This window comes from Klebsiella sp. M041, assembly GCF_059759695.1.
Genome location: NZ_JCAXWU010000033.1, coordinates 1 through 12,760, shown reverse-complemented (window position 1 = coordinate 12,760; position 12,760 = coordinate 1). Strand labels below are relative to the sequence as shown.

Below are 12,760 nucleotides of genomic sequence, written 5' to 3'. Positions count from 1 at the left end.
GTTTTCCAGGTTAGTTGGAGAAAGAAAATGGCAAGATATTTGGGTCCTAAGCTCAAGCTGAGCCGTCGTGAGGGCACCGACTTATTCCTTAAGTCTGGCGTTCGCGCGATCGATACCAAGTGTAAAATTGAACAAGCTCCTGGCCAGCACGGTGCGCGTAAGCCGCGTCTGTCTGACTATGGTGTGCAGTTGCGTGAAAAGCAAAAAGTTCGCCGTATGTACGGTGTGCTGGAGCGTCAGTTCCGTAACTACTATAAAGAAGCAGCACGTCTGAAAGGCAACACCGGTGAAAACCTGTTGGCTCTGCTGGAAGGTCGTCTGGACAACGTTGTATACCGTATGGGCTTCGGCGCCACTCGTGCTGAAGCACGCCAGCTGGTTAGCCACAAAGCGATTATGGTAAACGGTCGTGTTGTTAACATCGCTTCTTATCAGGTTAAAGCGAATGACGTTGTCAGCATTCGTGAGAAAGCGAAAAAGCAATCTCGCGTGAAAGCCGCTCTGGAGCTGGCTGAGCAGCGTGAAAAGCCAACCTGGCTGGAAGTTGATGCTGGCAAGATGGAAGGTACGTTCAAGCGTCAGCCGGAGCGTTCTGATCTGTCTGCGGACATTAACGAACATCTGATCGTCGAGCTTTACTCCAAGTAAAGCTTAGTACCAAAGAGAGGACACAATGCAGGGTTCTGTGACAGAGTTTCTAAAACCGCGCCTGGTCGATATCGAGCAAGTGAGTTCGACGCACGCCAAGGTGACCCTTGAGCCTTTAGAGCGTGGCTTCGGCCATACTCTGGGTAACGCACTGCGCCGTATTCTGCTCTCATCGATGCCGGGTTGCGCGGTGACCGAGGTTGAGATTGATGGTGTACTGCACGAGTACAGCACCAAAGAAGGCGTTCAGGAAGACATCCTTGAAATCCTGCTCAACCTGAAAGGGCTGGCGGTGAGAGTTCAGGGTAAAGATGAAGTCATCCTTACTTTGAATAAATCTGGCATTGGCCCTGTGACCGCAGCCGACATTACCCACGACGGTGATGTCGAAATCGTCAAGCCGCAGCACGTGATTTGCCACCTGACTGATGAGAACGCTGCTATCAGCATGCGTATCAAAGTTCAGCGCGGTCGCGGTTATGTGCCGGCTTCTGCCCGAATTCATTCGGAAGAAGATGAGCGCCCAATCGGCCGTCTGCTGGTCGACGCCTGCTACAGCCCTGTAGAGCGTATTGCCTACAATGTTGAAGCTGCGCGTGTAGAACAGCGTACCGACCTGGACAAGCTGGTCATCGAAATGGAAACCAACGGCACAATCGATCCTGAAGAGGCGATTCGTCGTGCGGCAACCATCCTGGCTGAACAACTGGAAGCTTTTGTTGACTTACGTGATGTACGTCAGCCAGAAGTGAAAGAAGAGAAACCAGAATTCGATCCGATCCTGCTGCGCCCTGTTGACGATCTGGAATTGACTGTCCGCTCTGCTAACTGCCTCAAGGCAGAAGCTATCCACTATATCGGTGATCTGGTACAGCGTACCGAGGTTGAGTTGCTGAAAACGCCGAACCTGGGTAAAAAATCTCTTACTGAGATTAAAGACGTGCTGGCTTCCCGTGGACTGTCTCTGGGCATGCGCCTGGAAAACTGGCCACCAGCAAGCATTGCTGACGAGTAACCGGATCACAGGTTAAGGTTTTACTGAGAAGGATAAGGTCATGCGCCATCGTAAGAGTGGTCGTCAACTGAACCGCAACAGCAGCCATCGCCAGGCTATGTTCCGTAACATGGCAGGTTCGCTGGTTCGTCATGAAATCATCAAGACGACCCTGCCGAAAGCGAAAGAACTGCGTCGCGTAGTTGAGCCGCTGATTACTCTTGCCAAGACTGATAGCGTTGCTAATCGTCGTCTGGCATTCGCCCGTACTCGTGATAACGAGATCGTGGCAAAACTGTTTAACGAGCTGGGCCCGCGTTTCGCGAGCCGCGCCGGTGGTTACACTCGCATTCTGAAGTGTGGCTTCCGTGCAGGCGACAACGCGCCGATGGCATACATCGAGCTGGTTGATCGTGCTGAGCCGAAAGCAGAAGCTGCTGCAGAGTAATCTGTAGTAACGTAAAAAAACCCGCCCCGGCGGGTTTTTTTATATCTACCCCATCCCCACTTCACTACAATATCTGTACTCTTTTTGTTCATCCCCCGGAGCCGTAGAATGTGGTTACTGGATCAGTGGGCAGAACGCCATATCCTCGATGCCCAAACCAAAGGCGAGTTCGATAATTTACCCGGTAGCGGCGTGCCGCTAACGCTCGATGACGATTCGCATGTACCGACCGAGCTGCGGGCAGGCTATCGCCTTCTGAAGAATGCAGGGTGTCTTCCCCCGGAGCTGGAGCAGCGCAAAGAAGCGGTGGCTCTGGCAGACTTGCTGAAGGGGGTCCGTCAGGACGACCCGCGGCATGCCGAACTCAGCAAGCGCCTCGCTCTGCTCGAGCTTAAGCTGCGTCAGGCAGGACTGAACACCGACTTTTTACGCGGTGAGTACGCCGATGCGTTGCTGCACAAAATTAATCAGGAGTGAATATGTATCGTATTGGTGAGCTGGCAAAACTGGCTGATGTGACGCCAGATACCATCCGTTATTATGAAAAACAGCAAATGATGGATCATGACGTGCGCACTGAGGGGGGATTTCGTCTTTACTCGGATAACGATCTTCAGCGTTTGCGCTTTATTCGCTATGCCCGTCAGCTGGGCTTTACTCTGGAAGCGATCCGCGAATTATTGTCGATCCGTATCGATCCGGAGCATCACACCTGTCAGGAGTCGAAAGGGATCGTTCAGGCGCGATTAAGCGAAGTTGAGGCGCGGATCAACGAGCTACAAACGATGCGTCGCTCTCTGCAACGGCTCAATGATGCCTGCTGCGGCACAGCTCACAGCAGCGTTTACTGTTCGATCCTCGAGGCCCTTGAGCAAGGCGCCAGCAACGGCAATACCGGGCGTTGATTTTTTGTGCGCGCGGATCTACACTCGCGCGGAATTCACACATCCACTGGAGTTACTATGAGTCGCTATCAGCATACCAAAGGACAAATTAAAGATAACGCCATTGAGGCACTTCTCCACGATCCATTATTCAGGCAGCGCGTAGAGAAGAACAAGAAAGGGAAAGGAAGCTATCAACGTAAAGATAAACATGCAGCAAGGAATGACCGGGAGGCCAGTGGCAAGCAAGCGAATCGCTTTTTTACCACTGGCCTTCTGCTTTCACTGCTGATTAAGAACGGTTGTTTTGTTCTTTCAGCAGATCGCGAATTTCGCTCAGCAGGACTTCTTCTTTAGAGGGCGCTGGCGGTGCCGCCGGAGCCTCTTCTTTCTTACGATTTAACTTATTCATCAGTTTAATCGCCATGAAAATGGCAAATGCGACGATGATGAAATCGAAAACGTTCTGAATAAACACCCCGTAGTGCATCACCACTGCCGGTACATCACCTTGGGCATCGCGCAGCGTGACGGCAAACTGTTTAAAATCGATCCCGCCAATCAACAGGCCGAGCGGCGGCATAATAATATCCGCGACCAACGACGAAACAATTTTACCGAATGCTGCACCGATGATCACACCCACTGCCAAATCGACAACGTTCCCGCGCATCGCGAATTCGCGAAACTCTTTTAAAAAACTCATTTTATTCTCCTTGAGCCAGCTGACGTTGTAAGTTTAACAAATGTATTTTCATTTGCCATTCCCCGTAGAGCGTTACAGGAAAATATTAACCTTTGAATAATAAGGGATAATAAAAGGCGCCTGTTCGACGCCCTGGGAATTACAGGAAGAAGGGGCTTGGCTGGAACAGCCTTTCTACATCGGAAATAAACTTTTTATCAGTCAAAAACATGATCACATGATCGCCCTGCTCGATCCGCAGATTATTATTGGCGATCATTACGTCATTCCCGCGCACGACGGCGCCGATGATCGTGCCTGGCGGAAGCTTGATCTCATCGATCGACCGCCCGACCACCCGCGAGGTGCTCTCATCGCCGTGTGCCACTGCTTCGATCGCTTCCGCAACGCCGCGGCGCAGGGAGGAGACGCCGACAATATCGGCTTTACGGACATGGCTGAGGAGGGCGGAAATCGTGGCCTGCTGAGGCGATATCGCGATATCAATGACGCTACCCTGAACCAGATCCACATAGGCTCTGCGCTGGATCAGCACCATGACTTTTTTGGCCCCCATTCGCTTGGCCAGCATCGCAGACATGATGTTTGCTTCGTCATCGTTAGTGACGGCAATAAACAGGTCCACCTGGTCAATATGCTCTTCGGCCAGCAGCTCCTGATCCGATGCATCACCGTAGAAGACGATAGTATGCTGCAGTTTTTCTGCCAGCTCAGCGGCTCGCTGCTGATTGCGCTCGATAAGCTTAACGCTGTAGTCTTTTTCCAGCTTATGGGCCAGGCCCGCGCCAATATTGCCGCCGCCGACCAACATGATGCGTTTGTAAGGTTTCTCCAGACGCTGGAGTTCGCTCATGACCGCGCGAATATGCTGCGAGGCGGCAATAAAGAAGACTTCATCGCCGGCCTCGACAATCGTCGAACCCTGTGGGCGGATGGGGCGATCGTGGCGGAAAATGGCGGCCACGCGCGTATCGATATGCGGCATATGCTCACGCATGGTGGACAACGCATTCCCCACCAGCGGACCACCGTAATAGGCTTTCACCACGGCGAGGCTGACTTTACCTTCGGCGAAGTTCACGACCTGCAGCGCGCCGGGATATTCTATCAGGCGATGAATATTGTCGATGACCAGCTGTTCCGGAGCGATTAAGTGATCGATGGGCACAGCTTCAGAATTGAAGAGCTTTTCCGCATCGCGGACGTAATCAGGCGCACGAATACGGGCTATACGGTTTGGCGTATTGAATAATGAATAGGCGACCTGACAGGCCACCATGTTGGTTTCATCCGAACTGGTGACCGCCACCAGCATATCGGCATCATCGGCTCCTGCCTCGCGCAGTACGCGGGGATGAGAACCGTGCCCCTGGACGACACGCAGGTCGAACTTATCCTGCAGGCTGCGCAGACGGTCGCCATTGGTATCAACCAGCGTAATATCATTGTTCTCGCCGACGAGGTTCTCCGCCAGCGTGCCGCCGACCTGGCCGGCGCCCAGAATAATAATCTTCATCTGCAGTGATCCATTAGTTCCGACGTTTGATTAGCTTAGCGTAAAAGAAGCCATCGCCTTCTTCCGCACCCGGCAGATTTTGCTGTCCCGGGCTTGCCGGCGTACCGGTTGCGTGAAGCTCTGCATCCGGGGTCCGCGCGAGGAACGCGGCAATTTGCTGACTATTCTCTTCCGGCAGAATAGAACAGGTAGCGTAAACCAACGTGCCGCCTGGCTTCAGATGCCCCCAGATGGCATTGAGGATCTCGGCCTGCAGCTGGGCTAAATCGCCGATATCCCGATCCCGGCGCAGCCATTTGATATCCGGGTGGCGGCGGATAACGCCGGTGGCGGAACAGGGGGCATCCAGCAGAATACGATCGAACTGCTCGCTGCCACACCACTGCTCAGGGAAGCGACCATCGCCCTGTTTGACTTCGGCTTTCATGCCCAGCCGTTTCAGGTTGTCATAGACGCGGGAAAGACGCTGTTCATCAATGTCCACCGCCATGACCTCAGCCTGGGGAGCGACTTCCAGAATATGCGTCGTCTTGCCGCCCGGCGCGGCGCAGAGATCGAGAATGCGCTCGCCGTTTTCCGGCTGCAGATAGCGCATGCAGCCCTGGGCCGAGGCATCCTGAACGGTTACCCATCCTTCGGCAAAACCCGGCAACGCATGGACCGGGGCAGGGGTGGCCAGACGCACGGCGTCGGGATAGTCAGGGTGGGTGAAGCCCTCTAAGCCGGCCTCTTTAAGCAGAGCAAGCCATTCGTCTCGGGAATGATGGTTGCGGTTAACGCGCAACCACATCGGCGGGCGCTGGTTGTTCGCATCGACGATCTCCTGCCATTGTTGCGGCCAGGCCTGCTGCAGACGCTTCAGCAGCCATTTGGGATGAAGGTAGCGGTTTTCCTGCCCGGCGAATTCTGCCAGTAGCTCTTCCTGCTGGCGCTGAAACTGGCGTAACACCCCATTGATCAGCCCTTTAAACTGCGGGCGCTTAATCGCCACCGCGCCTTCTACCGTTTCAGCCAGCGCGGCGTGCGGAGGGATGCGGGTGTAGAGTAACTGATAGAGCCCAACCATAATCAGAAAGTGCACGGTGCGCTGTTTGCCGGTCATCGGACGCGCCATCAGCTTGCTGATAAGCCACTCCAGCTGGCTGAGCGTACGCAGTACGCCAAAACACAGCTCCTGCAGCAGCGCTTTGTCTTTATCGCTGACTTTTTGCTGTAGAGGGGGCAGGACGTTGCTTAAAGACTGACCTTTTTCAACGACTTGCCCGATAGCCTGGGCGGCCAGGCTGCGTAAATTTATATTCTTTTTCATAAGCGCAAAAATAAAAATGCCCGGCGAACCCGGGCTTCAGAAGAGACGACCGTCAGGCGAGACGGGTGCCAGGAGTAAACCACTCCCGGCGGGAATTGAGTAAATCCTGGGCGCTCATCGCTTTTTTACCCGCAGGCTGTAGCGACTCCAGACTGAGGATCCCATCGCCCGTGGCGACCTGGATACCCTGTTTGGTTGCTGCCACGATAGTACCCGGTTCGGCATGCGCAGCTTCGGCAATGACCGATGCCCGCCACACTTTTAGCGGCTGCCCGTCAATTTCCAGCCAACTCATTGGCCACGGATTAAAGGCGCGGATGCAGCGCTCCAGCTGTGCGGCAGAAAGCGACCAGTCGATGCGAGCTTCTTCTTTACTCAGCTTCTCGGCGTGGCACACCAGCGATTCATCCTGTACTTCAGGCTGTGCGGTGCCGTTGGCCAGCTGGGCTAAGGTTGCCAGCAGACCTTGAGGGCCGAGCTCGGCCAGCTTATCGTACAGGCTGCCGCTGGTATCCTCTGCGGTAATGGGGCAGGAAAGCTTATACAGCATATCACCCGTATCAAGGCCGACGTCCATCTGCATGATGGTTACGCCTGTTTCGCTATCCCCGGCCCACAGCGAACGCTGGATCGGCGCTGCGCCACGCCAACGCGGTAGCAGGGAGCCGTGAACGTTGATGCAGCCCAGACGGGGCATCTCCAGCACCGCTTTCGGGAGAATCAAACCGTACGCCACCACCACCATGATATCGGCGCCGAGATCGGCGACTAATTGTTGGTTGTCCTGCGGACGCAGGGAAGATGGCTGGAATACAGGTAAGTTATGGGCTTCAGCCAGCACCTTTACCGGGCTCGGCATCAATTTTTTGCCGCGGCCAGCAGGACGGTCTGGCTGAGTGAATACGCCAACAACCTGATGTTCAGACGACAACAGCGCGTCAAGATGACGCGCTGCAAAATCGGGGGTGCCGGCGAAAATGATACGTAGTGATTGTGACACGGTATTCCTTGTTATCAGGCACGGGAACGTAAACGATCCAGTTTCTCAACCTTCTGACGAATGCGCTGTTGTTTGAGCGGTGACAGATAATCAATAAACAGTTTGCCGACCAGATGATCCATCTCATGCTGAATACAGATAGCCAGCAGGCCATCGGCCTCCAGTTCAAATGGCTTACCGTCGCGATCCAGCGCTCGGATCTTCACTTTTTCCGCACGCGGCACCAGGGCGCGCTGTTCCGGAATCGACAGGCAGCCTTCTTCGATGCCCGTTTCGCCATCTTTTTCCAGCAGCTCCGGGTTGATTAACACCAGCTGCTCTTCACGATTTTCCGACACATCAATAACGATAATGCGCTGATGGATATCGACCTGGGTCGCGGCCAGACCAATGCCCTCCTCAGCGTACATGGTGTCGAACATATCATCGACGATACGCTGAATTTCCGCATTCACTTCTTTGACCGGCTCGGCGACTTTGCGAAGGCGCTCGTCCGGAATATGTAACACTTGCAAAACTGCCATAAAGTTCCAGAGTCGTATTCAGGAGTTGATAAGATTATTAGCTCTATTCTAGACAAAACACCCTGCAATTGACAGTCTCACTGTCCAATCGCAAAGATTGTCAATACCGCTTATGGCAGGGGGTAAGGATGACGCCCGACGAGATTTGGCTGCGGCTGATGAAGGTCAGTAACTTGTATGGCGACAGAATGCTAAAGATCGCACAGCGCTTATGCGCAGCCGCCAGCGTTGATCGCGAAGCGCTGCATGCTGTCGGGATGTCCGCGGCGCAAGCAACGTCATTTTTTCGGCTTGACGGGCGTGAGCTTGATGAGACGCGGCGCTGGCTGGAGCACCCGGAACATCATCTGTTACGGGCCGACGATCCGCGCTTTCCGTTTCGGCTAAGGGCCATCGCTGATTACCCCGGTGCGTTGTTGGTCAGCGGCGATCCCGCTCTGCTTCACAGCGCGCAGCTTGCCGTTATTGGTAGTCGCCTGCATTCCTGGTATGGCGCTCGCTGGGGGAAACTGTTCAGCGAAACGTTGGCGAGTAAAGGAATGACTATCACCAGTGGGCTGGCGTTAGGCATTGATGGCGTAGCGCATCGCGGCGCGCTCTCGGCCGAGGGCAAAACCATCGCGGTACTGGGCAACGGACTGGGTAAGGTTTATCCGCGGCGCCATGCAAGCCTCGCCCAGCAGATCATCGATAATGGCGGTGCGCTGGTGTCTGAATTTCCACTAATAACGCCGCCGCTTCCCGCGCATTTCCCCAGGCGCAACCGGATTATCAGCGGCCTGAGCCTGGGCGTGTTGGTGGTTGAGGCGGCATTGCGAAGCGGCTCGCTGGTTACCGTCCGCTGTGCTCTGGAGCAGGGAAGGGATGTGTTTGCCCTGCCTGGGCCGATAGGCAATCCGGGATCGGAAGGCCCACACTGGTTAATTAAGCAAGGCGCGGTGCCGGTGACCTCGCCAGAGGATATTGTGGAATACTGGCACAACGAGCTGACCTGGCTAACTGATACGTCTGATTCGATAAATAATTGCGCCGATCAGCCGTCTGTAGCATTGCCATTTCCGGAGCTCCTGGCTAACGTAGGAGATGAGGTAACACCTGTTGACGTTGTCGCTGAACGTGCCGGCCAATCTGTGCCAGTAACCGTAGCTCAGCTACTTGAACTGGAGTTAGCAGGCTGGATCGCAGCTGTACCCGGCGGCTATGTCCGATTAAGGAGGGCAAGCCATGTTCGACGTACTCATGTATTTGTTTGAAACTTACATCCATAGCGAAGCAGAAATGCGCGTGGATCAGGACAAACTGACGCGGGATCTTACCGACGCAGGTTTTGAGCGGGAAGATATCTATAACGCGTTAATGTGGCTCGAGAAACTGGCTGATTATCAGGAAGGTCTCGTTGAACCCATGCAGCTCGCTTCCGACCCGCTGTCGCTTCGGGTATATACCGAAGAGGAGTGCCAGCGTCTGGATGCCAGTTGCCGGGGATTTTTACTCTTCCTCGAGCAGATTCAGGTGTTGAACCTCGAAACGCGAGAAATGGTGATAGAGCGCGTACTGGCGCTGGATACGGCAGAATTTGAGCTGGAGGACCTGAAATGGGTCATCCTGATGGTACTGTTCAATATTCCGGGCTGTGAAAACGCCTATCAGCAAATGGAAGAATTACTCTTCGAAGTAAATGAAGGTATGCTGCATTAATCTTTTTGCAGCAACATCGAGTTGTTATGACCAAATCAGCACTGTTTTCGGTGCGTAAAAATGAGCCCTGCCCGCAGTGCGGGGCTGAACTGGTGATCCGTTCCGGGAAACATGGCCCGTTTCTCGGCTGTTCGCATTATCCGGACTGTGACTATATCCGTCCCCTGAAAAGTCAGGCGGACGGGCATGTCGTTAAGGTGCTGGAGGGGCAAGCATGCCCATCGTGCGGCGCGGTTATGGTGCTACGCCAGGGGCGTTTTGGGATGTTCATTGGCTGTAGCCGCTATCCAGAATGCGAACATACCGAGCTAATTGATAAACCAGATGAGACGGCTATTGCTTGCCCGCAGTGCGGACAAGGCCATCTGGTCCAGCGTCGTTCCCGTTTCGGTAAAACCTTTCACTCCTGCGATCGCTATCCTGATTGCCAGTTCGTTATCAATTTTAAACCGGTGGCGGGCGAATGCCCTGAATGCCATTACCCGCTGTTAATAGAAAAGAAGACGGCGCAGGGGCTCAGACGCTTCTGTGCCAGTAAACAATGTGGAAAGCCGATCCCGGCGGAATAAATCAGTGAACAATAACCTGCCCTCAGAAGCCGTCGCCCATGCCGTGGCGGTCCTGAATAATGAACATGTCATCGCCTATCCCACGGAAGCTGTTTTTGGCGTCGGCTGCGACCCTGACAGCGAAACGGCCGTTATGCGTCTGCTGGAGCTGAAGCAGCGTCCTGTTGAGAAGGGATTGATCCTTATCGCCGCTAGCTTTGAGCAGCTGAAGCCCTATATTGATGATTCTCGGTTAAGTGACTCGCAGCGGGCAGCGATCTTTTCCTGCTGGCCAGGACCGGTGACGTTTGTATTCCCGGCTCGTCCTGAAACGCCACGCTGGCTGACGGGTCGTTTTGATTCGCTGGCCGTACGCGTAACCAACCATCCGCTGGTGATTGAATTGTGCGAAGCCTACGGAAAACCGCTGGTCTCGACGAGCGCCAATCTCACCGGTCAACCGCCTTGCCGCACTACCGCAGAGGTCCGTGCTCAGTTTGGTGACAGCTTCCCGGTCGTGGATGGCGCTACGGGCGGACGTCAAAATCCATCTGAAATACGTGATGCCCTGACGGGTGAACTGTTCCGCCAGGGGTGAATCATGGAAACCTACGCTGTTTTTGGTAATCCGATTGCGCACAGCAAGTCGCCTTCTATTCACCACCTTTTTGCCCGCCAGTTAGGGATTACCCATCCTTATGGACGTGTGCTGGCGCCGCTGGACGATTTTGTCTCTTCTCTGAATCAGTTTTTTGCGGAAGGAGGAAAGGGCGCCAACGTTACCGTTCCTTTCAAAGAAGAAGCCTTTGCGCGCGCGGATGAACTGACAGAACGCGCTGCGCTGGCGGGAGCGGTGAATACCCTGAAACGTCTGGAAGATGGGCGTTTGCTGGGCGACAACACGGATGGTATTGGTCTTCTGAGCGATCTGGAGCGTCTGGGATTCATTAAGCCACGCCAGCGGATCCTGCTTATCGGTGCCGGTGGCGCATCACGTGGGGTACTGCTGCCGCTGTTGTCGCTGGGGTGCGCTGTGACGATCGTCAATCGCACCTATGCTCGTGCCCATGAGTTAGCCACGCTCTTCGCCCATACCGGCAGCGTCAGCGCACGGGAAATGGATACCTTAGCCGGGGAAACTTTCGATCTGATCGTCAATGCAACATCCAGTGGGATAGAGGGTGATGTGCCGGCTATCCCGGCGTCTGTTGTTAACCCCGACGTGTATTGCTATGACATGTTTTACCAGAAAGGGGCGACGCCATTTCTTCAGTGGTGCCAGCAGCATGGCGCAACCCACTGCGCTGACGGGCTGGGAATGCTGGTGGCGCAAGCCGCCCATGCTGTTCTGCTATGGCACGGCGTCCTGCCGGCTATCACCCCGGTTATAGAAAAGCTGCAACAGGAACTGAATGCATGAATCAGGCGATTCAGTTTCCCGATCGGGAATCATGGGATGCCGAACGGCAGGGCGTGGTTTTTCCCGCGCTGGTGAATGGGATGCAATTAACCTGCGTAATTTCAGGGCAGATCCTGCAGCAGCGTTTTGGCGCAGAGGGGCCAGCGCAGTGGCTGGCCGCATTCCGGGAACATCGTTGGGATCTTGAGGAAGAGGCTGAGGCATTGATCCGCGATAATCAGGAGGATGCTCAGGGTTGGGTCTGGCTCTCCTGATCCAGATATTCATCTTTCCATTTCACATAGTTATTTGCTGAATATTTTAGGCCTTCCCGCTCCGCCTCTGTCAGGGGGCGGATCTGTTTGACCGGATTGCCAAAGTAAAGGAAGCCGCTTTCAAGCTGTTTATTCTGCGGCACCAGACTTCCCGCGCCAATCATGACGTCATCACCAACCACGACACCATCTAACAAGATCGAACCCATACCAACCAGCACGCGGTTGCCGATAGTGCAGCCGTGCAGCATCACTTTGTGACCAACCGTCACATCCTCTCCAATGATCAGTGGATTTCCCTCAGGCTTGTAAGAGGATCTATGGGTCACGTGTAGAACGCTGCCGTCCTGAATATTGCTACGTTGACCTATCGACACGAAATTGACGTCGCCGCGAATGGCGACCAGAGGCCAGACGCTGACGTCATCGGCAATTCTGACATCACCGATGACGACGCTGGATGCGTCAATCATGACGCGAAGACCGATTTGCGGGAAAAATGTTTTATAGGGACGCAGGTGAGCAGACATGTTGACCTCAAAAATACGGGAGCGTAAGAAGACTTTGGTGGCTTTTATCTCGCTCTGCAACCCCTGAAAACGGTGAAAATTGAGCAAATCGCGCAATTACACGGCGAAAAGGGTGAAAAATCACCATTCAGAAAAAAAGATCGAAAAAAGGCTTGTGCAAAAAAATGGGATCCCTATAATGCGCTCCCACTGACACGGCAGATGTGAATCACTTCACACAAACAGCCGGTTCGGTTGAAGAGAAAAATCCTGAAAAACGGGTTGACTCTGAAAGAGGAAAG

At 54.2% G+C, this 12,760-nt stretch carries 18 protein-coding genes; 12 read left to right on the top strand and 6 right to left on the bottom strand.

Annotated features, from left to right (window positions below; genetic code table 11):
* The first annotated feature begins 27 nt into the window (after positions 1 to 27).
* From rpsD to AC6CWS_RS25075, 6 genes are all read left to right on the top strand, one after another.
* Complete coding sequence (rpsD, locus tag AC6CWS_RS25100) at positions 28 to 648, top strand: 30S ribosomal protein S4 (RefSeq protein ID WP_002919224.1); 621 nt, start codon at positions 28 to 30, stop codon at positions 646 to 648.
* Between the two features lie 25 nt (positions 649 to 673).
* Complete coding sequence (locus tag AC6CWS_RS25095; protein WP_002919219.1) at positions 674 to 1,663, top strand: DNA-directed RNA polymerase subunit alpha; 990 nt, start codon at positions 674 to 676, stop codon at positions 1,661 to 1,663.
* A 40-nt stretch (positions 1,664 to 1,703) separates the two neighbouring features.
* On the top strand, positions 1,704 to 2,090 hold the full coding sequence (gene rplQ, locus AC6CWS_RS25090; RefSeq protein WP_002919206.1) for a 50S ribosomal protein L17: 387 nt from the start codon (positions 1,704 to 1,706) through the stop codon (positions 2,088 to 2,090).
* Between the two features lie 108 nt (positions 2,091 to 2,198).
* Positions 2,199 to 2,567, top strand: a complete 369-nt coding sequence (locus tag AC6CWS_RS25085; protein ID WP_065884003.1) for a DnaJ family domain-containing protein — start codon at positions 2,199 to 2,201, stop codon at positions 2,565 to 2,567.
* Positions 2,568 to 2,569: 2 nt separating this feature from the next.
* Positions 2,570 to 2,995 carry a Zn(2+)-responsive transcriptional regulator gene (gene zntR / locus AC6CWS_RS25080; protein WP_023291172.1) on the top strand — a complete coding sequence of 142 codons (426 nt, stop codon included), beginning with the start codon at positions 2,570 to 2,572 and terminating at the stop codon, positions 2,993 to 2,995.
* Between the two features lie 57 nt (positions 2,996 to 3,052).
* Positions 3,053 to 3,331, top strand: a complete 279-nt coding sequence (locus tag AC6CWS_RS25075; RefSeq protein ID WP_023291171.1) for an alternative ribosome-rescue factor A — start codon at positions 3,053 to 3,055, stop codon at positions 3,329 to 3,331.
* Here the strand turns inward: AC6CWS_RS25075 and mscL are convergent.
* From mscL to def, 5 genes are all read right to left on the bottom strand, one after another.
* A complete protein-coding gene (gene mscL / locus AC6CWS_RS25070) occupies positions 3,267 to 3,680 on the bottom strand; it encodes a large-conductance mechanosensitive channel protein MscL (protein ID WP_004145325.1) in 414 nt (137 codons plus the stop codon). The two genes, AC6CWS_RS25075 and mscL, sit on opposite strands and share 65 nt — an antisense overlap.
* A gap of 139 nt (positions 3,681 to 3,819) precedes the next feature.
* Entirely contained in the window at positions 3,820 to 5,196 is a 1,377-nt protein-coding gene (gene trkA / locus AC6CWS_RS25065) for a Trk system potassium transporter TrkA (protein ID WP_002919153.1), read from the bottom strand.
* A 13-nt stretch (positions 5,197 to 5,209) separates the two neighbouring features.
* Positions 5,210 to 6,505 carry a 16S rRNA (cytosine(967)-C(5))-methyltransferase RsmB gene (gene rsmB / locus AC6CWS_RS25060; RefSeq protein WP_102004681.1) on the bottom strand — a complete coding sequence of 432 codons (1,296 nt, stop codon included), beginning with the start codon at positions 6,503 to 6,505 and terminating at the stop codon, positions 5,210 to 5,212.
* Between the two features lie 52 nt (positions 6,506 to 6,557).
* Complete coding sequence (gene fmt, locus AC6CWS_RS25055) at positions 6,558 to 7,505, bottom strand: methionyl-tRNA formyltransferase (protein WP_017900611.1); 948 nt, start codon at positions 7,503 to 7,505, stop codon at positions 6,558 to 6,560.
* A gap of 14 nt (positions 7,506 to 7,519) precedes the next feature.
* Positions 7,520 to 8,029 (bottom strand): peptide deformylase, encoded by a 510-nt coding sequence (gene def, locus AC6CWS_RS25050; RefSeq protein ID WP_004206802.1) that lies wholly within the window; start codon positions 8,027 to 8,029, stop codon positions 7,520 to 7,522.
* Between the two features lie 128 nt (positions 8,030 to 8,157).
* On the opposite strand from def, the gene dprA reads away from it, so the two are divergent.
* Genes dprA through AC6CWS_RS25020 form a run of 6 tightly spaced genes read left to right on the top strand, consistent with a single transcriptional unit; the run spans position 8,158 to position 11,949 of the window.
* Entirely contained in the window at positions 8,158 to 9,282 is a 1,125-nt protein-coding gene (gene dprA, locus AC6CWS_RS25045) for a DNA-protecting protein DprA (protein WP_023291169.1), read from the top strand.
* Positions 9,254 to 9,727, top strand: coding sequence for a DUF494 family protein Smg (gene smg, locus AC6CWS_RS25040; protein ID WP_002919137.1), 474 nt, complete (start codon positions 9,254 to 9,256; stop codon positions 9,725 to 9,727). The genes dprA and smg overlap by 29 nt, the downstream gene beginning before the upstream one ends.
* Before the next feature lie 26 nt (positions 9,728 to 9,753).
* On the top strand, positions 9,754 to 10,296 hold the full coding sequence (locus AC6CWS_RS25035) for a DNA topoisomerase family protein (RefSeq protein ID WP_023291168.1): 543 nt from the start codon (positions 9,754 to 9,756) through the stop codon (positions 10,294 to 10,296).
* A 4-nt stretch (positions 10,297 to 10,300) separates the two neighbouring features.
* Positions 10,301 to 10,873 (top strand): L-threonylcarbamoyladenylate synthase type 1 TsaC, encoded by a 573-nt coding sequence (tsaC, locus tag AC6CWS_RS25030; RefSeq protein WP_004206805.1) that lies wholly within the window; start codon positions 10,301 to 10,303, stop codon positions 10,871 to 10,873.
* A gap of 3 nt (positions 10,874 to 10,876) precedes the next feature.
* On the top strand, positions 10,877 to 11,695 hold the full coding sequence (aroE, locus tag AC6CWS_RS25025; protein WP_032454195.1) for a shikimate dehydrogenase: 819 nt from the start codon (positions 10,877 to 10,879) through the stop codon (positions 11,693 to 11,695).
* On the top strand, positions 11,692 to 11,949 hold the full coding sequence (locus tag AC6CWS_RS25020) for a DUF1488 family protein (protein WP_048298473.1): 258 nt from the start codon (positions 11,692 to 11,694) through the stop codon (positions 11,947 to 11,949). The genes aroE and AC6CWS_RS25020 overlap by 4 nt, the downstream gene beginning before the upstream one ends.
* On the opposite strand, the gene AC6CWS_RS25015 is transcribed toward AC6CWS_RS25020, so the two are convergent.
* Positions 11,925 to 12,479, bottom strand: a complete 555-nt coding sequence (locus AC6CWS_RS25015) for a gamma carbonic anhydrase family protein (protein WP_044524944.1) — start codon at positions 12,477 to 12,479, stop codon at positions 11,925 to 11,927. The genes AC6CWS_RS25020 and AC6CWS_RS25015 overlap by 25 nt on opposite strands.
* Positions 12,480 to 12,760 lie beyond the last annotated feature (281 nt).

Coding starts and splice junctions, on each gene's coding strand:
- rpsD (WP_002919224.1), top strand. CDS start 28: ATGGCAAGATATTTGGGTCCTAAGCTCAAGCTGAGCCGTCGTGAGGGC.
- AC6CWS_RS25095 (WP_002919219.1), top strand. CDS start 674: ATGCAGGGTTCTGTGACAGAGTTTCTAAAACCGCGCCTGGTCGATATC.
- rplQ (WP_002919206.1), top strand. CDS start 1,704: ATGCGCCATCGTAAGAGTGGTCGTCAACTGAACCGCAACAGCAGCCAT.
- AC6CWS_RS25085 (WP_065884003.1), top strand. CDS start 2,199: ATGTGGTTACTGGATCAGTGGGCAGAACGCCATATCCTCGATGCCCAA.
- zntR (WP_023291172.1), top strand. CDS start 2,570: ATGTATCGTATTGGTGAGCTGGCAAAACTGGCTGATGTGACGCCAGAT.
- AC6CWS_RS25075 (WP_023291171.1), top strand. CDS start 3,053: ATGAGTCGCTATCAGCATACCAAAGGACAAATTAAAGATAACGCCATT.
- mscL (WP_004145325.1), bottom strand. CDS start 3,680: ATGAGTTTTTTAAAAGAGTTTCGCGAATTCGCGATGCGCGGGAACGTT.
- trkA (WP_002919153.1), bottom strand. CDS start 5,196: ATGAAGATTATTATTCTGGGCGCCGGCCAGGTCGGCGGCACGCTGGCG.
- rsmB (WP_102004681.1), bottom strand. CDS start 6,505: ATGAAAAAGAATATAAATTTACGCAGCCTGGCCGCCCAGGCTATCGGG.
- def (WP_004206802.1), bottom strand. CDS start 8,029: ATGGCAGTTTTGCAAGTGTTACATATTCCGGACGAGCGCCTTCGCAAA.
- dprA (WP_023291169.1), top strand. CDS start 8,158: ATGACGCCCGACGAGATTTGGCTGCGGCTGATGAAGGTCAGTAACTTG.
- smg (WP_002919137.1), top strand. CDS start 9,254: ATGTTCGACGTACTCATGTATTTGTTTGAAACTTACATCCATAGCGAA.
- AC6CWS_RS25035 (WP_023291168.1), top strand. CDS start 9,754: ATGACCAAATCAGCACTGTTTTCGGTGCGTAAAAATGAGCCCTGCCCG.
- aroE (WP_032454195.1), top strand. CDS start 10,877: ATGGAAACCTACGCTGTTTTTGGTAATCCGATTGCGCACAGCAAGTCG.
- AC6CWS_RS25020 (WP_048298473.1), top strand. CDS start 11,692: ATGAATCAGGCGATTCAGTTTCCCGATCGGGAATCATGGGATGCCGAA.
- AC6CWS_RS25015 (WP_044524944.1), bottom strand. CDS start 12,479: ATGTCTGCTCACCTGCGTCCCTATAAAACATTTTTCCCGCAAATCGGT.